Origin of the sequence: Gordonia malaquae, assembly GCF_037148075.1 — a bacterium.
GTDB classification, from domain to species: domain Bacteria; phylum Actinomycetota; class Actinomycetes; order Mycobacteriales; family Mycobacteriaceae; genus Gordonia; species Gordonia malaquae.
This window is the reverse complement of sequence record NZ_JBBCUB010000001.1, coordinates 55,846-78,372: the sequence shown is the minus strand read 5'-3', so window position 1 is coordinate 78,372 and position 22,527 is coordinate 55,846. Positions and strand designations below refer to the sequence as shown.

Genomic DNA, 22,527 nt, shown 5'->3' with positions numbered 1-22,527 from the left:
CTACCTGTGCGGTGAGACTCGCTCAGCGCTTACGGGACCGTTCATGGACGCGACGCAGGCCGTCCAGGGTGAGATGGGGCCTGTGGTCGGTGAGCGTGACGCATTCGCCGAACATGAGCGGCGCCAGGTAACCGGTCGCGACGACGGCGACGTCCGGACCGTCGAAGCCGGGAACGTCACGGCGGATCCGCTGGACGAGACCGTCGATCTGACCTGCGAATCCGTAGAGGATGCCCGACTGCAGCGCTTCCACGGTGTTCTTGCCGACGACGCTGCGCGGGGGTCGGAGTTCCACCTTGCGCACAGTCACCGTGTGGTCGCTGAGAGCTCCGACGGCGAGGTCGATGCCCGGAGCGATCGCGCCTCCGAGGAACTCGCCGTTCGCCGACACCGCGTCGACGACTGTCGCCGTTCCGCAGGCCACCACGATGCACGGGCGGCCGGGGAAGTTCTCGTGTGCGGCGAGCGCGTTGGCGACCCGGTCCGTGCCGACTTCCTTTGGGTTGTCGACGAGCAATGGGACACCCGTCCGGACGCCCGGCTCGAGCAGCACATGCGGCCCGTTCCCGAAGTACCGCGGCAGCATCACGCGCATCTCACGCAGCAGCGACGGGACCGTCGACAGCACTGCCACCGCCGTCACCTGCTCGACGTCGCGCCCGAGCAGGCCGCGCAATGTCAGCGCGAGTTCGTCAGCGGTGTAGTTCGGCTGGGTGTGGATTCGCCAGTCGCGCACGAGTGCCGCATTGTCACCGACACCTGCGAACACTCCGAGATGGATGTTCGTGTTGCCGATGTCGACCGTGAGGAGCATCAGGCGGGGGTGGTGACGAGTTCACGCTCGGGGTGGCGCGGATCCTTGAGGCCGGAGTCGGCGGGGACGTCCGCCGGGTCGTCGCCGACGCTGATCTGTCGGTTGTCGGCGTCGACGAACACCACGCGCGGGGAATAGGCGGCCACTTCGGCCTCGTCCATCACGCCGTAGGCGATGATGATCACCAGATCGCCAGGGTGGACGAGATGGGCTGCAGCACCGTTGATCCCGATCACGCCGGTGCCGCGTTCGCCTGCGATGGCATACGTCTCGAGGCGGTTGCCGTTGTTGATGTCGACGATCGTCACCTGCTCGCCCTCGAGGATGTCGGAGGCCTCGAGCAGGTCGGCGTCGATGGTGACCGAGCCGACGTAGTGCAGGTCGGCCTGCGTCACCGTCGCCCGGTGGATCTTGGACTTCATCATGGTGCGGAACATGCTCAACCTTCTTCTTTTCCGATGAACCCGGTACCGATCGCGACGCCGACGTTGTCGAGCAGTCGTGTGGATCCCAGTCGGGCCGCCACGAGCAGCCGCCCGTCCCCCACCTCGGGGGGATCTTCCAGTCCTCTGCCGCGCAGCGCGAGGTAGTCGACCTCGATGCTCGGCTCGGTGTCGAGCACGGCCCGGGCCGCCGCGAGAATCGCGGCCTCCCCGTGCTCTGCGGCGTGCGTGCCAGCGAGCAGAGCCGCCGACAGCGTCGTCGCCAGCTCGCGATCCTGCGCCGACAGGTACCGATTGCGCGACGACAGGGCGAGACCGTCCGCCTCGCGGACCGTCGGGACACCGACGACCGCGACGTCCAGGTTCAGATCGTTGACCATCTGGTTGATGAGAACGAGCTGCTGGTAGTCCTTCTCGCCGAAGTACGCGACGTGCGGGGCCACGATGTTGAAGAGCTTGTTGACGACGGTGAGCATGCCCGAGAAGTGCGTGGGACGCGCAGCTCCCTCGAGTATCTCCCCTGCCGGGCCCGGGTGGATCGTCGTCCGCGGCCCGATCGGATACATGTGCTTCGCGGTGGGCGCGAACACCAGCTCGACGCCGATCTCGCGGAGCTTGGCGACGTCGTCGTCGAACGTGCGTGGGTACGCGTCGAGGTCTTCGCCCGCGCCGAACTGCAGCGGATTGACGAAGATCGACACGACCACCACGGTGCCCAGGTCCTGTGCGGTCCGCACCAACTGCAGGTGTCCCTCGTGGAGGGCGCCCATCGTCGGGACGAGCGCGACGCGCTTGCCGGTGCCGCGCAGGGCCTTGGTGATGCGACGCATCACCGCGGGTTCGCTGTGCACGGTCAGCTCGCCGGGCGTGAACAGGGGTGCATCGGTCACGGGTGTGCCTCCAGCATTTCGCGGAGGGCCTGCGGCGAGTCGTGCTGGGCTGCAGCTCGACCGGCGAGCACACGGTAACCGTGAGCGATGCCCTCGTGGACGTCGGACAATTCATCGAGGTGTCGGGCGACTGTGTCGATGTCACCGCGGGCGACGGGACCGGTCAGTGCGGACCGCCCCTGTGCAAGCACGTTCTCCAACGACGCGGTGACCAGCGGTGCGAGGAGCTGCTCGGCGAGACCGATGGATCCGCCGTCTACTGTCGCGGTTCGCGCGGCGTGACCGCCGGGCCCCGCGATCGCCGCCTGTAATGCCGTGACGGCGTCGATGATCAGTGCGTTCAAATTGTTCGCGCCGTGCGCGAGGGCCGCGTGATAGAGCGTCCTGCTCGTCTCGGCGATGCGGATGGGCGTCGCTCCCAGTTCCAGCACCAGAGCCATCGCGATCGCGTCGCCGATCTCATCGGCCGCCGTGACGCCGAAGCACGACGCCGACAGCCGAGCCGTGTCGTCGCGGGTGCCGACGAATGTCATGGCCGGGTGGGTCGCGAGAACGATGCCGCCGCGGCGGGCGATCGGGCCGAGGACATCGACGCCGTGGGCGCCTGCGGTGTGGGTGACGATGATTCCCGGTCGAAAGGCGTCGGCGGCGGCGATCTGCGATGCGACGTCGGCGAGAACGGTGTCCGGGACGGCGACGACGATGAGGTCAGACGCCGCGACGAGCGAGTTCAGATCGCAGATCTCAGCGGACGGCAGTCGATCATGGACGCGTGCCGCAGACTGCGGGGAGTTCGCGACGACGGAGTTCACGTGGTGACCTGCGGCGGCTAGGGCCTCGCCGAGTGCAGTACCGACACGTCCCGCACTCACGATCCCGACGCGTAGCCGCGCCGACGCCGTCGGTGAATTCACCGCTGCCTCCAACTCGATGTTCCAGTCCCTCCCACATGCGGTGCGCATGCTCCGGGTACCAGACGTCCGGACACCACGATAGGCGTCCCGCCACGACCTCGCCAGACGCCTGTGACTGGCTTCACCCTGAAGTGGTGTCGCCGTGGTGAGTCCTGACGCAGATCAGTCGCGGCGGCGGCGGCCTCCGGACTTGCGTTCGCCGTCGTTCGCGCCTTCGCGAAGTCGCGAGAACAGTTCACTCGCGGGCCGGCCTGCGGCGTGCGCGCCGTCTTCGTTCGGATGCTGCTGCGGCTGGGACTGCGGGGGCTGGGGACCTTGCGGGGGCTGGGGACGCTGCGGGCGAGCGGGCGTCTGACGCATCGGGCCCGACGGCGGTTCGTACGCGCCTGCGGCGAACGCGGCACGCTGATGTCCACCGGTCTGCGGGCCCGCGGGAAACTGCGGCCGTGGTCCGGGTCCGGTCTGGTGGGGACGCTGGGGCGCCTGCGGGACCGGCGGCGGCTGCGGGAACCTGCCCGATGGAGCCTGTTGGGGCTTGGCCTGAGACGGCTGCGGCTCTGCACGGGCAGGTTCGGGTGCCGGTTCCTCGGTGACCACCGGGATGATCTCCGTCATGCCCGACGGCGGGACGTCACTCGCGGGGGCATGGCGTCCCGACTCGACGGGCGGGGCCGTCGAGGCGAAGTCTCGCTCAGCGGCGGCACGGTCGTCCGAGTCTCCGGCGTATGTCGCTCCCGCAAGGCCCGATCCGAGTTCGCGGGGCCGTTCGAGGCCGATCGCGATCCGCGACGCAGGCAGTGGCTCGCCGAGCAACTGCTCGAGGCTCGACCGCAGCGCCAGTACCTGAATCTTGAGGTCTTCGAGTTCGTGGTTGGTCTCCGTCGACATCTCGTGCCGGATCGACGCCTCGACGTCCGACTCGTACTGACGACGGGCCGCGATCTCACGCTCCAACTGGAGCTCGTAGACGAGTCGCAGATCTCGGGTGCGCCCTTCGGCGACGTCTGCCTGGCGTCGGTACTTCGTCACCAGGACCGCGCCGATCACCGCCGCCCACAGAGCCGCGATCACGGCGAGAGACGCCTGCATCGACAGGTCGTCGCCCAGGACCATGAGCAGACTCGCGACCAGGGCCAGCACCACGAAGAGCGCGATCACCCACTGGCCTGCGGAAGTACGCGAACCCTGATTGGAGTCGGACTGTGCCTCGTCGGTCATGCACGCCAACTTACCGGCCCGTAGACGCGTACGGACGTACCGGACCTCGGAAAGTCGTCCCCGTCGCCTTCGTTCGCCGTCCGACGCCCCCATCGAGGCGACGCTGTCAGGCGGGAGCGGGGTCGGAGGCGTCCGATTCGGAGTCGGGATCGTCGGGTGCGCGGCAGCAGTGCTCCAGCCACACTGCGGCGGCCGCGAGCAGGACACCACCGACGGCCCCGACAATCGCGGCCGGACGGTCGGCGCGCGCAGCGTCGAGCAGGCCGTTGTCGAGCAGGAACACGAGCACACCGGTCCACCCGCCTGCGGCGATCGCACCGAGGATGGCTGACGCCTTCGCCAGCACCATCACTCGGGCGACGGCGATCGGGTGCAGTTGTCCGCGTGCCCGACCGATGTCGCGTCCGGCGACGCGCGCTCGAACGATGAAGCCCGTGATGAACTCGAACACCGCGAGAACGTACAGGGACACTCCGGCGGGCCACGGCAGCGACGGAAACGCGCCGTAGTTGTAGCGGATCAGGATCCACAGTGCGAGTCCGGCGACCACGGCGATCAGAAGCAGGTCGCGGACGCGAGTGAGGGTCATCCGCTCTTCGTCGTCGCCGGTCCCCTTCATCGCAGCGCTCCCGCACGGCGGACGCCCGCCGCTTCGGCGGAATCCAAACCGCTGATCAGGTCGGCGACTGCCCGCGGACCGACCTCTGTGACGAGCACGGCGTCGGGGTCGACTGCGAGCCACGGCACGAGCACGAAAGCACGCAGTTCGGCACGCGGGTGCGGGAGCGTGAGGTCCGGGTCGTCCGCGACGACTGTCGTTCCGTCGACGTCGACGGTGATCACGTCGACGTCCAAGGTCCGCGGCCCCCATCGCACGTCGCGGACCCGTTCCGCGGCCTGCTCACACGATCGGCAGAACTCGAGCCACTCCGCCGGAGTCCGGTCGGCTTCGACGATCAGGGTCACGTTGGCGAAGTCGTCTTGTTCGACGCCGCCCCACGGCGCGGTGAGGTAGACGTCGGACACCGCGACCAGGTCGTCGCCCGCAGCGTCGACCACCGACCGCAGGAACGCCTCGCTGTCGCCGATGTTCGACCCGGCGGACAGGACTGCGCGGCTGGTCACGCTCCGCGCGGCTTCCGTGAGCGTCGTGCGACGACCGCGACGTCGTCGAAGGTCAGTGGGATCGGCGCAGACGGCTTGTGCAGAGTCACTTCGCACGCGACGATCCGTTCATCGTCGGCCATCACCGTGTCGGCGATCTCGGCGCTGACCGTCTCGATGAGGTCGCGCGACGGACCTGCGATGATGTCGTGCGCACGCTGCGCGAGCGTGCCGTAGTCGACGGTGTCGGCGAGGTCGTCGGACGCGGCGGCGGCCCGCAGGTCGACCCACAGTGTGACGTCGACGATGAACTCTTGGCCGTCGCGCTTCTCGTGGTCGAAGACGCCGTGGTTGCCGCGGACCCGCAGTCCACGGAGTTCGATCCGGTCAGCCATGAGTTCCCCTCCGTCCCCCGGCACGCCATGCGGCGGCCACGTCGATCGCGTCACGGCTCGCCGCGACGTCGTGCACTCGCACTCCCCACGCGCCCCCGGCCGCCGACAACGCCGAGACGGCCGCGGTCGCGACCTCACGTCCGGCAGGCGGGCGGTCACGCCCGTCCGCAGCCAACAGGGACCCGAGGAATCGCTTGCGTGACGCCCCGATCAGAATCGGGAAACCCAGTCCGACAAGCGTTGGAAGCGCGTGCAGCAAGGCCCAGTTGTGCTCCGCGGTCTTCGCGAAGCCGAGACCCGGATCGAGGACGATCCGATCCGGATCCACTCCGGCGGCGACTGCCGCGTCGACCTGACCGAGGAGTTCACCCGAGACCTCGGCGACGACGTCGCGGTACCCGACCGCGTCGTCGACCCGGTGGGTGAAGTGACGGTCTCCGGCCGCAGCCTCACCCGCTGGTCGCCAGTGCATGAGAATCCACGGCGCGCCGGCGTCGGCGAGGACACGACCCATGTCAGGGTCGGCACGGCCACCCGACACGTCGTTGACGATGCTCGCACCCGCTTCCAACGCCGCCGCCGCGACCGACGCACGCATCGTGTCCACGGACACGCGAACCCCGGCATCGGTGAGCGCCGAGATCACCGGGACCACCCGCTGAGCCTCCGTACCGGGATCGACGCGAATCGCGCCCGGCCTCGTGGACTCCCCGCCGACGTCGACGATGTCGGCGCCGGCCGAGGCGAGAGCCTGGCCGTGCCGAACCGCGTCGTCCACGTCGAGGTACCGACCGCCGTCGGAGAACGAGTCGGCCGTCACATTGAGCACACCCATCACCAGGGTGCGCTCATCGACGGGCTCGTCTGCGAGTGGTCGGCCGGTCACCGAGTGATCAGGTCCAGAGCTTCGCCGCGCGAGGTCGCGCTGGTCTTGAACAGTCCGCGCACGGCGGACGTCGTGGTGGTGGCTCCGGGCTTGCGGATGCCTCGCATCGCCATGCACAGGTGCTCGGCCTCGATCACGACGATCACGCCGCGCGGGTCGAGTCGACGCACGAGCGCGTCGGCGATCTGACTGGTCAGGCGCTCTTGAACCTGCGGACGCTTCGCGTACAGGTCGACGACGCGAGCAAGTTTCGACAGGCCGGTGACCTGCCCCGACTCACCCGGGATGTAGCCGACGTGCGCAACGCCGCGGAACGCGACGAGATGGTGCTCGCACGTCGAGTACATCGGGATGTCCTTGACCAGGACCAGCTCTGAATGACCCTCGTCGAAGACTGTCGCGAGGACCTCGTCGGGCTCGATGTAGAGCCCGGCGAACATCTCGCGGTAGGCGTTGGCGACGCGGTGCGGCGTGCGCTTGAGCCCTTCGCGGTCGGGATCCTCGCCCACTGCGATGAGAAGCTCGCGGACTGCGGCCTCCGCGCGAGCTTGGTCGAACTCTCCGACCGCACCGTGTCCCGGCGCAGTCACGCCGTCCACCGCGTGGGTGTCGTCGACGCTGGTCATTGTCTCTCCTCGAGTCACCGGCGATCGGACGAGCCGTCGCCGTCAGTCTGGTTCTCCGGCGGCCATCCGGGTGCCGACCAGTCACGCGGAGCCCCGTAATCGGGCCGCGTGCCGTGCGTGGACTGACCGTTCGGGGCGGCAGGCGGTGTCGTCCCCGGGTACAGGTAGCCCTGGCCTGCCTGTGGCTGTGGTCCGGTGGCCGGCTGCCCGCCCGCAGGTTGCCCGTACGACGGCTGCCCAGCCGGAGGCTGCCCGTACTGTGCAGGAGCACCGTACGCAGGCGGCTGCTGCGGGTACGCCTGCCCGTCGTACGCGGGCTGCGGCTGGTACTCAGGCGCCTGCTGGTACTGGGGCGGCTGTTGCTGGGGAGCCTGGTACTGGGGCGGCTGATTCTGCGGTGCCTGGTACTGGGGCGGCTGATTCTGCGGTGCCTGGTACTGGGGCGGCTGATTCTGCGGAACCGGTGCGACGGGCTCTGCAGGCTTCGGCGGCCACTCCTCCCCACGCTCGACTGCCAGCTCACCCGGCGTCTTGATCGGCGGCTTGGTGCTCGGCGTGCGGTCGCCGAAGACGTCGAACTTGGTGATCCGCGGACGTTTCACGACGCCTTCGAGGATCTCTTCGAGGTCCTTGCGGAGCAGCGTCTCCTTCTCCAGGAGAGCGCCCGCGAGAACGTCGAGGACGTCACGGTTCTCGTCGAGGATGGCCCACGCCTCGGTGTGGGCCGCCTCGATGAGGTCACGGACCTCGGCGTCGATCTCGGCCGCCACGCCGGACGAGTAGTCCACGCTGTTGCCCATCCCGCGCCCGAGGAACGGGTCGCCCTGTTCCTGGCCGTAACGGACGGCGCCGAGCTTGGCGCTCATGCCGTACTCGGTGACCATGGCGCGCGAGATCTTGGTGGCCTGATCGATGTCAGAGCTCGCTCCGGTGGTCGGTTCGTGGAACACGAGTTCCTCCGCGGCCCGACCGCCCATCGCCATCACCAGACGCGCAAGCATCTCCGAACGGGTCATCAGTTCCTTGTCCTGCTCGGGCACGGCGAGCGCGTGTCCGCCGGTCTTGCCTCGGGCCAGGATGGTGACCTTGTAGATCGGGTCCAGATCCGGCATCGCCCACGCGGCGAGCGTGTGACCGCTCTCGTGGTAGGCGACGACCTTCTTCTCGTGCTCGCTGATGATGCGGCTCTTGCGACGCGGTCCGCCGATCACGCGGTCGACCGCCTCTTCGAGCGCCTCGCCGGTGATGACGTTCTTGTGCTCACGGGCGGTGAGCAATGCGGCCTCGTTGATCACGTTCGCGAGATCCGCGCCCGACATGCCGGGCGTGCGCTTGCCGAGACCGTCGAGGTCGGCGTCGGGCGCGATCGGCTTGCCCTTCGCGTGGACGGCGAGGATGGCGCGACGGCCCGCGATGTCCGGGTTCGAGACGGGGATCTGACGGTCGAAGCGGCCCGGCCGCAGCAACGCCGGATCGAGGATGTCGGGACGGTTGGTCGCGGCCATCACGATGACGCCGGACCGGTCGCCGAATCCATCCATCTCGACGAGCAACTGGTTCAGCGTCTGCTCGCGCTCGTCGTGACCGCCACCCATGCCTGCGCCGCGCTGGCGTCCGACGGCGTCGATCTCGTCGACGAAGATGATGCAGGGACTGTTCTCCTTGGCCTGTTCGAACAGGTCACGGACACGCGACGCACCGACACCGACGAACATCTCGACGAAGTCGGAGCCGGAGATCGTGTAGAACGGCACGCCCGCCTCGCCCGCCACTGCGCGCGCGAGGAGCGTCTTGCCGGTTCCCGGAGGACCGTAGAGCAGGACGCCCTTCGGGATCTTCGCGCCCAACGCCTGGTAGCGGGCCGGATTCTGCAGGAAGTCGCGGATCTCGTCGAGTTCTTCGACGGCCTCATCGGCGCCGGCGACGTCGGCGAACGTCGTCTTCGGCATGTCCTTGCTGAGCTGCTTGGCCTTCGACTTCCCGAAGCCCATCACGCCGCCGCGTCCACCGCCCTGAGCCCGGTTCATCAGGAAGAAGAACAGGCCGAACAGGATGATCATCGGTAGGACGAAGATCAGGATCGACTGCCAGATCCCCGAGTCCTTGGTGATGTTCGTCTGGTAGGTCGCCCCCGACTTCTGGGCTGCGGTGAAGATGCGCGACGAGACACCCGACGGGTACTGCGTCGTCACCTTGGTCTGGTCGGCGTCGTCGACCTTGACGGGCTTCTTCAACTCCATCCGGAGTCGTTGTTCGCGGTCGTCGATCTGAATCGACTTCACGTTCTTCGCGTCCAGCTGCGCCATGGCTACGGACGTGTCGACGCCGGTGTATTCACGGTCGGAGTTCCGCATCACGCTCCAACCCCACAGGGCGAGCAGCACCACGGCCACGATGGCGAGGTTTCGGAACAGTTTCTTACGGTTCATGGGTGTGCGCGTGGACCGGTGCGTGAGGTGGCGTACTCGCCGCGCATGGGCACCGGACCTCTAGTCCTTCCCGTCGTTCGACGAATACGAGGCTACCTGTCAACGCTCGGGCGACCCGCGGTGTTCCCGGCGACGCCAGATCAGGACGAGTAGACGTCCGGATGCAGGGTGCCGATGTACGGCAGATCGCGGTACCGCTCGGCGTAGTCGAGTCCGTATCCGACGACGAACTCGTTGCCGATGTCGAAGCCGACGTCTGCCACGTCGATCACGGCGCGCATCGCATCCGGCTTGCGCAGTAGGGTGACCACTTCGAGTGACCGCGGTGAACGGGTCGCGAGATTCTTCATCAGCCACGACAACGTGAGTCCGGAGTCGATGACGTCTTCGACGATCAGAACGTCACGCCCCGCGATGTCCCGGTCGAGGTCCTTGAGGATGCGGACCACACCGGACGACGACGTCGACGAGCCGTAACTGGAGACCGCCATGAACTCCATCTGCGACGGGATCGGTAGCGCACGAGCGAAATCGGTCATGAACATGATCGCGCCCTTGAGGACACCGATCAGGACGAGGTCTTCGTCCGCGTCCTTGTACCGTTCGCCGACGGCCTGAGCCATCTCGACCGTGCGTGCATGAATCTGCTCACGGCTGATCAGGACGGACTCGATGTCTCCGCCGTAACCGCTGTCTGAACCCAAGGCGTTGTCGTCACGTGCCACGTCTCTAGCTTGTCACGCCGACCATCGGTGCGGCACATCGGCACCGATCCGATCGATCGAAGGCTGCGAATACCACTGATTCAGAGAATCAGAAGTCTCTTCCATCACAGTTGTCACAACTTTGCCGAAAGCGAGGAATCCATCATGTTTCGTGTGGCACGTTCAGACGACACTCCGCGCTCTCGTGCGCGCTCCATCATTGAAATGAGGCTCATGCCCACCCCAAGGCTCAACCGTGTCCGAATCACGGTCATCTCACTCATCGCAGCCGTTCTGACGATCCCCCTCGTCGCCGGACCGGCCGCAGCAGCACCCGCGAACACCACTGTCCAAGCCACCGTTCAGGCGAATCAGAACGACATCGTCGTCCGTATCGCGGACGGGTCGCTCGCCGTCGAATCCGGTTCGCTCGTCGTCCGCGACGCGGCCGGGTCCGTACTCGAAACGGTTCCCCTCACATACCTGAACACCGACAAGCGCGCGTACCCGATCGATGCGACGGTGAAGGGCCGTACCGCCACCCTGGTCCCGTCGACCGACGTCACCCGTTCGGTCGCCGCTCCGGCGCGGGTCCGGAACGCGGCCGAGGTCCGACAGTCGGTGGCTGACGAGAAGCAGCTCTGCGGCCCGCAGACACGCAAGCAGCGCGATCTGGAGGCACTCAATCGGATGAACTCCGAGCTGGCGACAGCCACCACCATCGGCGGTCTCGCCGGCGCGGTGATCGGCGCGGTCGTCGGTCTTGTCGGCGGCCCGCTCGCTTTTGCGGGCGCAGCGATCGGCGTTGTCGTCGGCGTCGCACTCGGCCTCGGCGGCGCCGCCATGGCAGGCACCTTCACCCGCTACTTCGACACCATCCACTCGAAGTTCACGCCGAAGTTCTGCAAGGTCACCTAGCGGCACGCTCGACGACGAGCACTCCGGCCCGTCTGGTCACGACCAGGCGGGCCTCGTCGTCTCCCCCGACTGCGATCGGCCCCTGTCCGCGCCAGTCGGAGACCAGTGCGTCGACGGCCGTGACAATTCGGTGCGACGGCGTCTCGATCCCCCGCCGCTGAAGCCAGAAGCGCACCGCACGGGTGCGAACGGCAGGTGGCGCGTCTGCGATGCCGCCCACCGCGAGCCCCTCGTCCGCCTGCCGGTCGAGGAGGCTCTCAGCGAACCCGTCGAGGGCGTCCGAGTCGGCGGTGAGCTGATCAGCGGTGCGCGCGAGGGCTTCGGCGACCCCGGACGCCAGCACGTCCTCGAGCAACGGGAGCACTTCGGTGCGCACCCGGACGCGGGTGAACCGCGGATCGTCGTTGTGCGGGTCGTCCCACACCGGCAGCCCCCAGCCCGCGCACGCGGCAGCGGTCTGCGCGCGACGGATGCCAAGCAGTGGGCGCCCCCACGGAGCCGACCACGGCCGCATTCCCGCGAGCGACCTGCCGCCCGATCCGCGTCCGAGACCGAGGAGAACCGTTTCGGCCTGATCGTCGAGGGTGTGGCCGAGCAGTACCGGCCTGCCGTCGCGTCCCGCCCGCAGCGCGGTGTAGCGCGCCGTCCGGGCAGCCGCTTCGAGCCCTCCGCCGCCGTCGACAGTCACTCGGCGGACCTCGGCGGTCGCCCCCAGCCTCCTGGCCGTGGCCGCAGCCGTTTCGGCGACGACATCGGATCCGGTCTGCAGGCAGTGATCGACGACGATCGCGTGGACGTCCAGTCCCGCGCGTGCCGCACCCGCAGTCAACGCGAGCGAGTCCGCACCTCCCGACAATGCGACGCAGACGGGACCGCCGTCGAGGTGGGCCGACACGAAGCCGCGGATCGCGCCGATCACGGCGCGTTCCGCGGGGCCGGTCAGAGAACCCTGTCGATCCACTTCGACGGCTCGTCGATCTCGCTCATCTTCGGGAGCGTGTCGGGTGAGGTCCAGACGGTGTTGAACCGCTCCATGCCGACGGTCTCGACGACTTCGTCGACGAACGCCTTGCCGCGCACGTACTGTGCGATCTTCGCGTCCATGCCGATCAGCGCCCTGATGAGCCGCTGCAGCGGATTGCGCGGCGCACTGCGCCTCGCATCGAATCCGGCGCGGATCTGCTCCACGGTGGGAACGTGGGCTGGCCCGACGGCGTCCATCACGTGATCTGCGTGGCCTTCGAGGAGAGTCCCGAGCACCAGGACGCGCTCGAACGCTTCGAACTGTTCCGGCGACTGCAGCAGCTGCATGACACCGACCATGCCTTTCTCACGGGGCTTCCCGCTCCGCACCGCGTCGGTGACGCGTGTGAGGACCTCGGTCACCGAGTCCTCGTCGCCGCCCGCGAGTCCGCTGACGTTCTCGCGCATGTAGCCGGTGAGCCAGGGGTTGGCGGAGAACTGCACGCGGTGGGTCACCTCGTGCAGGCACACCCACAGCCGGAAGTCGGACGGCACTGCGCGGAGCTGCCGTTCGACCGCGATGATGTTGGGCGCCACCAGCAGCAGCACTCCGGGTTCATCGGTGTCGGGGTCGGTGCTGAACGGGTCGTACTGTCCGAGAATCGCGCCCGAGAGGAACGCCAGCAGACCGCCGGCCTGGACACCTGCGATCTTCGCTCCCAGCCCGGTCTCGGGTTGCGGGTCGTCAGTCAGCATCGCAGGCATGGACCGCGACGCCGCGTCGATCCATCCGGCGCGGTCGACGATGCGCGCCGTCGGCACGCGCAGTCCGTCGGCGAGTCCGGTGACCTCCCGGACCGGGCCCTCCGCGCGCACTGCGGCGGCCGCCAGTTCGGCGCGCGCCTGGTCCATCGTGTATCGGGTCACGCGCGGCCCCGGCCGCGCCACTCGTCGCCCGATCGAGGCCGCGAGCTCCCAGTCCACGCCGACCGCGAGCGCAGACGTCTCGGCGGTGACGATCGATTCGTCCCGGGTGGTCTCGGCCATGTCGCGGCTCCTGGTCTGTGGGTCGGTCATGTCAACTCCGGCATCCGCATTCGCGGAGCGCGCCGGCGACGGTGTCTATCGCGGGCCGCGCGTCGGCCGGTGAGGTGCCGCCCGACATCAATGCGAACGACAGCACTCGACCATCGACGGTCTGCACTATTCCGGTCAACGACGTGACACCTGTCAATGTTCCGGTCTTCGCACGCACCCATCCCGCACCGGGCATCTCGTCCGGATCGAATCGGTCGGCGAGCGTTCCGGTGCCATGCGCCACTGGAAGCGTGTCGAGGAGCGATCGCAGTTTCGGCGAGTTGTCGCCGCCCACTGTCGCGCCCATCACTGCGTCGAGAACACCGGCAGGCACCTTGTCCGCGTACGACAGTCCGGACAGGTCGGACAGCTTCACGTCGTCTACGTCGAACCCGGCGGTGCGCAGGGCCTTCAGGACGGCGTCCACACCGCCGCTTGTGCTCGCCTCGCCGCCGGTCGCTGCGGCGAGTTCGACACCGAGCATCTCGGCGAGCACGTTGTCGCTGAACCGCATCATGTCGCCGACCCGCACGGAGAGCGGAGCAGATTTCACCGACGCGATGGTCCGAGCCCCCGCCGGGGCGTCGACCTCCGTGACTGGACTGTGCACGCCGAGCGCGTCGGCGAGTGCACGGCCTGCCTCTTCCGCAGGCTGATCGGTACGCGGCGAGTACTCGTCCAGCGGATCGCGGCGGCCGGCGTCGACCATCAGTGACGTCAGCGGGGTGATGTCCCCGCCCTCGATGTCTCGGCGATCCCACGTGCGAACCATCGACGGCCCGGTGAAGCCCGGCGTCGCGAACGCCACCGAGGTGACCTCCACTCCGGACCGTTTGATCTGCGTCGCCAGGTCGGAGATGCGACCGGGATCCGAGTAGAACGTCTGCTCCCCGTCGCCGGAGGTGAGTGTCGGATCGCCCGCGCCGACGAGAATCGCCTGGCCGTCGTCGCCGAGGACGACGTTCGTGGTGATCCGCTTATCATGGGGAAGCGTCATCAGGACCGCCGCCGCGGTGAGGATCTTCGCATTCGACGCGGGGGTCCGCGCTTCGTCGGCGTCACGACTCCACAGCACCTTGCCGGTCAGCGGGTCGGTGACCTGCCCGGTGAACTCACCGAGTGCATCGGCCCGCGACGGCTTCGACAGCACCGCGCGGACACCGGCTGCCGTCGGTGCGGGTGCAGTCCCGGACACGGCTGTGATCACCTGGTCGACGGTGACCCCGGCCGGCTGCGCGGGGGTTCCGTCCGGCACGGGGTCCGGTCGCTGCGTGTAGAACCACCAGCCCGCCGTTCCGCCGCCTGCGAGCAGTGCGACGAGCAGCAGGATCAGCGTGATGCGCAAGCCTTTTCGGGACTTCCGAGTGGGCTCGCCCGTCGGCGGGATCACGGTCGGCGGGATGCGCGAAGCCACGGAACCTCCGGTCTGGGAAATACAGGGGACGGAACTAACAGTATCGTTGGAGGCCGTCGCACGTGTTTTCCACCGGCGCTGGGCCCACACGCTTTGATGCAGGGTCCCACACACGAGATGAAGGAGTGAACGCATGGAGTTCGAGGTCACCGTCGAGATCCCCAAGGGCGCACGCAACAAGTACGAAGTCGATCACGAGACGGGCAAGGTCTACCTGGACCGCTACCTGTACACGTCGATGGGCTACCCGGCCGACTACGGCTACATCGACCACACCCTCGGCGAGGACGGCGACCCGCTCGACGCGATGGTCCTGCTCCCCGAGTCGGTGTACCCCGGCGTCATCGTCAAGGCGCGCATCGTCGCGATGTACACGATGACCGATGAGGCCGGCGGCGACGACAAGCTGCTCGCGGTGCCCGCAAGCGACCCGCGCTGGGACCACATCCAGGACGTCGGGGACGTCAACGAGTTCGAACTCAAGGCCATCGCCCACTTCTTCGAGCGCTACAAGGACCTCGAGCCCGGTAAGTCCGTCACCCCGGGCGGTTGGGTCGGCAAGGACGAGGCGATCAAGGTCGCCGAGGCCGCTGTCGCCCGCTACCAGGGCTGACACTCCTCCCGAGATACACCAAGACGCCGCGAACCTCTGAGGTTCGCGGCGTCTTTCTTCTCACTCGGCAGCCGGAACCTCTGCGGGTTCGGATTCCTTCTTCGGGCCACCGCGAAGAGGCACTTCAGTCCAGGTGATGGTGCCGATGATCGCGAGAAGCGACAGAATCGACACCGACAGGAACACCTTGTCCATCGAGTCCGCAAAACCCTGCTTGATCGGGTGCGAGATGCCGTGAGGCAGCCGTTCGATGATCGTCGTGTCCTTCATCAGCCCATCGCTGTCGCCTCCGCCGGCTTCCGGGTTCTTGGCGGACGCGATGAGGCCCTTGCCGAATGCCGCCACGTCGGGGTCGTCGCTCTGCGCGGCTTCGACCATCGCCTGCTGAAACTCCGGGGTTCCGGCGGCGGCACGCATCTCGTCGGAGATGTTGGTTCCCATCGTCGAGAACAGCAGCGAGAAGAACACCGCCACGCCGAGCGTTCCACCGATCTGACGGAAGAACGTCGCCGTGCCGGTCGCCATGCCGACGTCGCGCATCGGCAGGATGTTCTGCATCGCGAGCATCATCGGCTGCATCAGGTTGCCGAGGCCGAAGCCGAGGCCGAACGCCGCGAGCATCACCAGGTACAGCGGTGTCTCGGTGCTGAGGTAGTGCAGGAGGAACGCCATCGTGGTGATCAGGATCGAGCCGATGATCGGGAACTTCTTGTAGTGCCCGCTCCGGGAGATCAGCTGGCCCGACAGGATCGAGGCGCTCATCATGCCGAGGACCATCGGCAGCATCTGCAGACCGGCCATCATCGGGCTCGAACCGCGAAGCACCTGGAAGTACTGCGGCAGCATGGAGATGCCGCCGAACATCACGGCGCCGACCACCAATGAGATGAAGACGCCCTGCGTGAACACTCGGTTCTTGAACACGCGCAGCGGGATGATCGCCTCGTCACCCATCCGGGATTCGACGAGCACGAACAGCGCGATGCCGATGAGGCCGATGGCGTAGCAGATCATCGAGTTGGTCGACGTCCATCCCCATGTGCGGCCCTGCTCGGCCACGATCAGGAGCGGAGTGACGGCCACGGCGACGGTCGCCGCACCCCAGTAGTCGGTGCGGTGTCCGACGAGCTTCTGCTGCGGGTAGTTCAGGACCTTGTAGACGACGACGAGTGCGATGAGGCCGATCGGCACGTTCACCAGGAACACCCAGCGCCACCCGGACACACCGAGGATCGAATCGGCTCCGGCGAACAGGCCGCCGAGCACCGGTCCCAGGACGCTCGAGGTGCCGAAGACTGCGAGGAAGTAGCCCTGGTACTTGGCTCGTTCCAGCGGCGGAACGATGTCGGCGATCGTGGTGAGCGCCAACGTGAACAGACCTCCGGCTCCGAGACCCTGCAGTGCGCGGAAGCCGGCGAGCTCGTACATCGACGTCGCCATGCTGCACGCGAGGGAGCCGATCACGAAGATCGTGATGGCCACCAGGAAGAACGGCTTGCGTCCGTAGATGTCGGACACCTTGCCGTACAGCGGCGTCACGACGGTCGACGTCACGAGATAGGCAGTGGTGACCCACGCCTGCATGTCGTAACCGTTGAGGTCGTCGGCAATGGTGCGAATGGCCGTCGACACGATCGTCTGGTCGAGCGCGGCCAGGAACATGCCGATCATCAGGCCGGCCATCACCGTGAGGATCTGACGGTGTGTCAGACCCTTTCCGGGGAAGTCGGCCGAAGCTGCGGAGGTCATCGGGCGTCTCCTTTCTCACTACAGGGATCGATGCGGTCTTCCACCGCGTCGACGAATCGGGTCAGCAGAGCTGAGAAGGTGTCGAACTCTTCGTCGGACCAGTCGGCCACCATCTCGCCGACCACCTGGCGACGACGTGCGCCGAGTTCGCGGACTCTGACGTGACCTTCGTCGGTGAGGATCAAGCGGAACGCGCGGCCGTCTGCGGGATCCGGTTCTCGCCGAACGAATCCTTCGGAGACGAGCTTGGCGACATGCCGGCTGGTGGTGGACGGGTCGGCGGCCATCGCCGCGGCGAGCTCACTCGCGCGCATGGGGCCGTGTTTGAGGACGAACAGCCCACGGTAGGCCGCTGTCTCGACTTCGCCTTCCGGTGAGCGAAAGGACGTGTGGATGCCCCGGTCGCGGAGTCTGATGAATCGTCCCAGCGCGAGGAACACCTCGTCGATGCGTTCGGGCGCGGGCATGGTTCGACTCCAATTACTTGCGTTGTGCAACTAAGTTCAGGTCCACCAGCATGCGCCTAGAACTATCGGCATGCAACCGCCGGAAAGCCACCGAACCACCTGAACGCCGCCAACTCGCCCGGCACACGACGCGACCCTCCCCGCTCAGTGAGCGGAGAGGGTCGCGTTTGGAGAAAGTCAGGCCAGTTCCGCCAGAGCGTTGAGAAGGCGATCGACGTCGTCGGACGTGGTGCCCACACCGAAGCTGGCGCGGACGGCGCCGTCCGGATGACCCAGCTTGGCCAGGAGCGGGTGCGCGCAGAACTTGCCGTCACGAACGCCGATGCCGCGACTGCTCAAATGCTCGGCCACAGCACGAGGCGTGTGGCCGACGACAGTGAAACTCGCGATGGCGACCCTGTCGAGGCCGTCGTCGAACGCGCGGAGCGGACGCACGTGCGGGAGCGCTGCGAGACCCGCGTCGAGGCGGCGGATCAGCACGTCGTCGTGAGCCCCGATGTTCTCGAAGCCGACTCGGCGCAGTTCGTCGGCCGCCGCGGCGATGGAGACGGCGCCGAGCACGTTCGGCGAACCGGCCTCGTGCCGAGCGGCCCCGGCATGCCATGCGACGTCGTCGATCGAGACGTCGGCGCTCGCTCCCCCGCCTGCGAGGTAGGGAGGTGCGCTGTCGAGCCAATCCGGACGACCGACGAGCACTCCCGCGCCGAACGGCGCGTACACCTTGTGGCCGGAGAACACCAGGTAGTCGATGCCGAAGCTCGCGATCGACACCCCGCGGTGCGCCACCAGCTGAGCTGCGTCGACGAGAATTCTGGCCCCGTGGCGATGAGCCAAACCTGCGAGGCGCGCGAGCGGGAGCACCTCGCCGGTCACGTTCGACGCAGCGGTGACGGCGAGGAGCGCAGCGGGCGCCGAGGCGAGCTCGTCCTCGAGAGCGGCGAGCGTGGCGTCGATCGTCGACTGCGATTCGACGATGCGGGCCCGACCGGTTCGCGTCCACGGCAGCAGGTTGGCGTGATGCTCGATGTCGAGGACGACCACGTCGCCCGGCACGATCGATGCGGCGAGGTTGATCGAGTCGGTGGTGTTGCGGGTGAACACGACGGTGTCGTCCGCACGACCGCCGACAAACGTCCTGACCGTTTCTCTGGCCTGTTCGTAGCGGGCCGTCGTGACCTGCGACAGGTGACCTGCACCGCGGTGCACGCTCGCGTACTCCGCGAGCGCACCCGCGAGTCGATCCGCGACTGCGGTCAACGCGGGAGCAGACGCCGCGTAGTCGAGATTGGCGTACGCGACGCCCCCGGAGTGTCCGGTAGCGGGCACCGTGACATCGGCGCCCACCACCGGGGCCAGAGCGAGAACAGAGGAAGGACGGCACACGGGCGCGTCGAGAACAGCGGTCATGGTGAAGACTCCTTGAAATCGCGCTTGCCGCGCACTCCTTGCGCGCGGCCAGGTCGTCACCCGGAGCACCCCACCGCGGAGGAGGGTTGCCGACCAGCTAGCCGGGGCTTGTCGCTGATACTCGTGACCTGCCGACCACTATCCGCGGCCTCGTGGGTGCAGACGAGGGTTTGGCGCGCGGTGGTTTCAACTTCCGGGTCATTCGTTCACTCGTCGCCGACTCCTCCCCGCCCCAGTCGACAGATAGAGTCGTCAGCAGACACTTCGGGCATCGCCCGACCGCGATGGAAGGCCCGAACCCGTGACGTATCCGCAGGACCCGCGCTTCGGCCATCCGGGCAGCCCGGCGGACCCGCACGCACGGCCGGGCTTCGGCGGTCCGGCGGCGCAGGCGCCCCATCAATACACGCCTCCCCGATACGCACCTCCCCGGTACGGGCAGCAGCCCCCGCAGTTCGGCCAAGCGCCGTTCGGCCCGCAGGCTCAGTTCGGCCCGCCCAACCCGTTCGGGTACCCGCCGCTTCCGAAGAAGTCGCGGACCGGGCTGATCGTCGGCCTCACCGCGCTGGTCGCGGTGATCGGCGTCGGGGTCGGCGTACTCATCTGGCAGCCATGGAAGTCCGAGGCAGAATCCGGCCCGCACACCGAGACCGCGATGCTCAACGACAGCATCGCCCTCACCGTCGAAGTCCCGGAGGGGTGGACGCTCACCACCGGCACCATCGAGGACAAGGACGTGACGATGATCGTCCCCGACTCCGAGACCCGCTCCCCGGCCCAGATCGACTCCGACGGAAAGTCGCTCGCCAGCGGCGGCCGAGGCGTACCGATCCACGCGCTCATCGCCCGATCCGGGACGTGCCCGCGCGACGAGTCCCTGCAATTGGGCACGTGGTCGCAGGACGTCGATAACAGCTCGTCGCATGCCAAGGCATCGCGCCGCGGTGCGACCACCCGGGTCGACGACACACACTGTGTCCGCGTGGTCGGCGTCGATTTTGCGCACTCTGCGGACACGCTCAGCACGGAGGCGTCCGAACTGCTTCCCGAACTCGTCAACAAAGAGAAGATCACCGCCGCCCGCGCGGTCTGACCTGCACCATCTGCGAACGGAGACTTCACATGGGCATCATCGACAAGATGCGTGGCGAACTCGTCGACATCATCGAATGGGTCGACGACTCGCGTTCCACCCTCGCGTGGCGCTTCCCGCGCTACAACAACGAGATCAAGAACGGCGCTCAGCTGATCGTGCGCGAGGGCCAGCAGGCGGTGTTCGTGTACCGCGGGCAGCTCGCGGACACCTTCGAGCCGGGCCACTACGAGCTGACTTCCGAGAACCTGCCGATCATGAGCACGATCCAGGGGTGGAAGCACGGGTTCAACAGCCCGTTCCGCAGCGAGGTGTACTTCATCAACCGCAGGCCGGTCACCGACCTGCGCTGGGGCACGCCCAACCCGATCACGTTGCGCGATCCCGACTTCGGCATGGTCCAGGTCCGCGCCAACGGACTGTGCGTCATCCGCATCGCCGACCCGGCGATCTTCCTCCGCGAAGTGATCGGCGCCGACAGCCAGGTGAACGCCGACGAGATCGCCGAACTGCTGCGTCGCGTCATCTCCACAGCGTTCTCGGACATGATCCTCGAGACCGGAGTCGGAGCGATCGATCTGCAGGGCAAGCAGGTGGAACTCAGCGACAAGCTCCGCGAGTACGTGCAGACCCGAGTCGACGACGAGTACGGACTGGCCATCGAGTCGGTGACGATGAACATCTCGCTGCCCGACGAGATCACCGCCGCGATGACCCGCGGTGTCGCCCGAGGTGTCGAAGAACGCGGCTTCCTCAACAACGTCGGCGACATGAATCGCTTCCAGCAGGGTCGTGCGGGCGACGCCATGCTCGCCGCCGCCCAGAATCCCGGCGGAGGCACCGCGGGCGACATGATGGGCATGGGCGTCGGGATGGCGATGGCCGGGCAGTTCGCCAACCAGTTCAATCAGCAGCAACAGCAGGCGCCTGCCGGGCCGCCACCCGTTCCGTCGGCGCAGACGTTCCACGTGGATCAGAACGGCACCGCTGCAGGCCCGTTCACGATCGACCAATTGCGCGGCTCACTCACGCCGACCACACTCGTCTGGTCCCAGGGCATGGCCGGCTGGACGCAGGCGGGCCAAGTTCCGTCACTCGCACCGCTGTTCGCCCCGGCCGGGCCTCCGCCCCTGCCGCCGCAGGCTCCGCCCGCACCCCCTGCGCCCGGGCAGTGACCCGATGACCCAACCGCCACCCATCCCGCCGACCGGCGGGCCCTCTGGCGCGCTACCGCCGATCCCGAGGGCCGCCGCGCCTGCGCCCGCACCGCCCTCGACGCCCAACGCCGCCGACCGTGCGCAGCGTCAGGTGACCGAGCAGACCCGCACCTACCCGTGCGGGAACTGCGGGGCGCCGCTCGCATTCGTCCCCGAGCGGCAGTGTCTCGGCTGTTCGTCGTGCGGAACGTCGTACCCGATCGAATTGGATCAGTCGGCGCGCATCGTCAAACACGACCTGCAGTCGACGATGAACCAGCTCGCGCAGCGTGCACCCCTCGGCCTCGCGTCGATCGGCGGAAACGAACACGTCGTCACGTGTCAGGCGTGCGGCGGCAAGACCATCTTCAACGGCAGCCTCACCGCAACCCGCTGCCCGTACTGCGCCACTCCGATTCAGCGCGACGACGTCCAGGACGCTCCCGAGCGTCTCGCGTTGGACGCCGTCCTGCCGCTGCAGGTCGGCGAGCCACAGGCCCGCGACTCGATCGAGAAGTGGATCAACAGCCGCTGGTTCGCACCGACCGAGTTCAAGAAGTATCGGACGCTCGGTTCGTTCACCAGCGTCTACATGTCGTATTACACCTACGACGTCGAGGCGACGACCGGCTACTCCGGGCAGCGAGGCGACAATTACACCGTCGTCGTCGGATCGGGCGACAACCAGCACACTGAGACACGCATCGCCTGGCGGTCGGTGTCCGGGGTGGTCCACAACAGCATTCGCGACCTGCCCGAACTCGCCAACACCGGAATGGACGAGCCGCGCGTGCGGGAGCTCGAACCGTGGCCGATCCAGGCAGCGGTGCCGTACACCCCGGAGTTCGTCGCGGGACATCTGTCTCGGACCTACGACCGCGACCCGGGCGACGTGTTCGACCGCGACGCCCGCCCGCGCGTCGACGCCCAGGTGGAGAGCTCCATCCGCTACGACATCGGCGGCGACCACCAGCGGATCAGCCGCAAGCAGACGTCGTTCGACATGTTGCAGTTCATGTATCTCCTGCTGCCCATGTGGCTGCTCACCGTCAACTTCGACGGCAAGCCGTTCCAGGTGGTCGTCAACGGGCTGACCGGCGAGGTCCAGGGCCAGCGACCGTGGAGCAAGGTGAAGATCGCCGCCGCCGTCATCGCCGGGCTGATCCTGATCGGCGTCATCGTGTTCCTGTATCAGAGGATGAGGTAA

General features: G+C 67.6%; 23 protein-coding genes and 1 riboswitch. Of the genes, 5 read left to right on the top strand and 18 right to left on the bottom strand.

What is annotated here, in order from left to right:
• Positions 1-22: 22 nt before the first annotated feature.
• The 12 genes from WFK36_RS00405 to hpt form a co-directional block, all read right to left on the bottom strand.
• Entirely contained in the window at positions 23-814 is a 792-nt protein-coding gene (locus WFK36_RS00405) for a type III pantothenate kinase (RefSeq protein ID WP_008379482.1), read from the bottom strand.
• Positions 814-1,251, bottom strand: coding sequence for an aspartate 1-decarboxylase (gene panD, locus WFK36_RS00400; RefSeq protein ID WP_336788752.1), 438 nt, complete (start codon positions 1,249-1,251; stop codon positions 814-816). Before panD ends, WFK36_RS00405 begins: the two co-directional genes overlap by 1 nt.
• A 2-nt stretch (positions 1,252-1,253) precedes the next feature.
• A complete protein-coding gene (gene panC / locus WFK36_RS00395) occupies positions 1,254-2,147 on the bottom strand; it encodes a pantoate--beta-alanine ligase (protein ID WP_336788751.1) in 894 nt (297 codons plus the stop codon).
• On the bottom strand, positions 2,144-3,109 hold the full coding sequence (locus WFK36_RS00390; RefSeq protein ID WP_336788749.1) for a Rossmann-like and DUF2520 domain-containing protein: 966 nt from the start codon (positions 3,107-3,109) through the stop codon (positions 2,144-2,146). Before WFK36_RS00390 ends, panC begins: the two co-directional genes overlap by 4 nt.
• 114 nt (positions 3,110-3,223) lie before the next feature.
• The gene (locus WFK36_RS00385; protein ID WP_336788747.1) at positions 3,224-4,279 is read right to left on the bottom strand and encodes a DUF6779 domain-containing protein; all 1,056 of its coding nucleotides are present in this window, start codon (positions 4,277-4,279) and stop codon (positions 3,224-3,226) included.
• 106 nt (positions 4,280-4,385) lie between these two features.
• Positions 4,386-4,898, bottom strand: coding sequence for a DUF3180 domain-containing protein (locus WFK36_RS00380; protein WP_336788745.1), 513 nt, complete (start codon positions 4,896-4,898; stop codon positions 4,386-4,388).
• Positions 4,895-5,404, bottom strand: a complete 510-nt coding sequence (gene folK / locus WFK36_RS00375; RefSeq protein WP_336788743.1) for a 2-amino-4-hydroxy-6-hydroxymethyldihydropteridine diphosphokinase — start codon at positions 5,402-5,404, stop codon at positions 4,895-4,897. Before folK ends, WFK36_RS00380 begins: the two co-directional genes overlap by 4 nt.
• Entirely contained in the window at positions 5,401-5,778 is a 378-nt protein-coding gene (gene folB, locus WFK36_RS00370; protein ID WP_336788741.1) for a dihydroneopterin aldolase, read from the bottom strand. Before folB ends, folK begins: the two co-directional genes overlap by 4 nt.
• Entirely contained in the window at positions 5,771-6,613 is an 843-nt protein-coding gene (folP, locus tag WFK36_RS00365) for a dihydropteroate synthase (RefSeq protein ID WP_040520119.1), read from the bottom strand. Before folP ends, folB begins: the two co-directional genes overlap by 8 nt.
• Before the next feature lie 47 nt (positions 6,614-6,660).
• Positions 6,661-7,290: a GTP cyclohydrolase I FolE gene (gene folE, locus WFK36_RS00360; RefSeq protein WP_008379499.1), complete on the bottom strand. Its 630-nt coding sequence runs from the start codon at positions 7,288-7,290 to the stop codon at positions 6,661-6,663.
• A 14-nt stretch (positions 7,291-7,304) separates the two neighbouring features.
• The gene (ftsH, locus tag WFK36_RS00355) at positions 7,305-9,719 is read right to left on the bottom strand and encodes an ATP-dependent zinc metalloprotease FtsH (protein ID WP_336788738.1); all 2,415 of its coding nucleotides are present in this window, start codon (positions 9,717-9,719) and stop codon (positions 7,305-7,307) included.
• 140 nt (positions 9,720-9,859) lie between these two features.
• Complete coding sequence (gene hpt, locus WFK36_RS00350) at positions 9,860-10,444, bottom strand: hypoxanthine phosphoribosyltransferase (protein ID WP_008379502.1); 585 nt, start codon at positions 10,442-10,444, stop codon at positions 9,860-9,862.
• 213 nt (positions 10,445-10,657) lie between these two features.
• Between hpt and WFK36_RS00345 the strand changes: the two genes are divergently transcribed.
• Positions 10,658-11,341: a DUF8020 domain-containing protein gene (locus WFK36_RS00345; RefSeq protein WP_336788735.1), complete on the top strand. Its 684-nt coding sequence runs from the start codon at positions 10,658-10,660 to the stop codon at positions 11,339-11,341.
• Here WFK36_RS00345 and tilS read toward each other — a convergent pair.
• From tilS to dacB, 3 genes are read right to left on the bottom strand one after another with little or no spacing between them, the layout of a single operon-like run.
• On the bottom strand, positions 11,334-12,302 hold the full coding sequence (tilS, locus tag WFK36_RS00340; RefSeq protein WP_419717198.1) for a tRNA lysidine(34) synthetase TilS: 969 nt from the start codon (positions 12,300-12,302) through the stop codon (positions 11,334-11,336). The two genes, WFK36_RS00345 and tilS, sit on opposite strands and share 8 nt — an antisense overlap.
• Entirely contained in the window at positions 12,281-13,381 is a 1,101-nt protein-coding gene (locus WFK36_RS00335; protein WP_419717197.1) for a zinc-dependent metalloprotease, read from the bottom strand. Before WFK36_RS00335 ends, tilS begins: the two co-directional genes overlap by 22 nt.
• A gap of 1 nt (position 13,382) precedes the next feature.
• The gene (gene dacB, locus WFK36_RS00330; protein ID WP_419717195.1) at positions 13,383-14,795 is read right to left on the bottom strand and encodes a D-alanyl-D-alanine carboxypeptidase/D-alanyl-D-alanine endopeptidase; all 1,413 of its coding nucleotides are present in this window, start codon (positions 14,793-14,795) and stop codon (positions 13,383-13,385) included.
• Between the two features lie 133 nt (positions 14,796-14,928).
• Between dacB and WFK36_RS00325 the strand changes: the two genes are divergently transcribed.
• Positions 14,929-15,408, top strand: a complete 480-nt coding sequence (locus tag WFK36_RS00325; RefSeq protein WP_336788733.1) for an inorganic diphosphatase — start codon at positions 14,929-14,931, stop codon at positions 15,406-15,408.
• 60 nt (positions 15,409-15,468) lie between these two features.
• On the opposite strand, the gene WFK36_RS00320 is transcribed toward WFK36_RS00325, so the two are convergent.
• The 3 genes from WFK36_RS00320 to WFK36_RS00310 form a co-directional block, all read right to left on the bottom strand.
• A complete protein-coding gene (locus WFK36_RS00320; protein WP_336788731.1) occupies positions 15,469-17,157 on the bottom strand; it encodes an MDR family MFS transporter in 1,689 nt (562 codons plus the stop codon).
• Positions 17,154-17,624: a MarR family winged helix-turn-helix transcriptional regulator gene (locus tag WFK36_RS00315; RefSeq protein ID WP_336788729.1), complete on the bottom strand. Its 471-nt coding sequence runs from the start codon at positions 17,622-17,624 to the stop codon at positions 17,154-17,156. The genes WFK36_RS00320 and WFK36_RS00315 overlap by 4 nt, the downstream gene beginning before the upstream one ends.
• Before the next feature lie 177 nt (positions 17,625-17,801).
• Positions 17,802-19,031 carry an aminotransferase class V-fold PLP-dependent enzyme gene (locus WFK36_RS00310; RefSeq protein ID WP_336788727.1) on the bottom strand — a complete coding sequence of 410 codons (1,230 nt, stop codon included), beginning with the start codon at positions 19,029-19,031 and terminating at the stop codon, positions 17,802-17,804.
• Positions 19,032-19,046: 15 nt separating this feature from the next.
• Positions 19,047-19,160: riboswitch (SAM riboswitch) on the bottom strand.
• 172 nt (positions 19,161-19,332) lie between these two features.
• On the opposite strand from WFK36_RS00310, the gene WFK36_RS00305 reads away from it, so the two are divergent.
• Genes WFK36_RS00305 through WFK36_RS00295 form a run of 3 tightly spaced genes read left to right on the top strand, consistent with a single transcriptional unit; the run spans position 19,333 to position 22,527 of the window.
• Complete coding sequence (locus tag WFK36_RS00305; protein WP_336788725.1) at positions 19,333-20,124, top strand: hypothetical protein; 792 nt, start codon at positions 19,333-19,335, stop codon at positions 20,122-20,124.
• 29 nt (positions 20,125-20,153) lie between these two features.
• Positions 20,154-21,299 carry an SPFH domain-containing protein gene (locus tag WFK36_RS00300; RefSeq protein ID WP_336788724.1) on the top strand — a complete coding sequence of 382 codons (1,146 nt, stop codon included), beginning with the start codon at positions 20,154-20,156 and terminating at the stop codon, positions 21,297-21,299.
• A 4-nt stretch (positions 21,300-21,303) separates the two neighbouring features.
• Positions 21,304-22,527, top strand: a complete 1,224-nt coding sequence (locus WFK36_RS00295; protein ID WP_336788722.1) for a TFIIB-type zinc ribbon-containing protein — start codon at positions 21,304-21,306, stop codon at positions 22,525-22,527.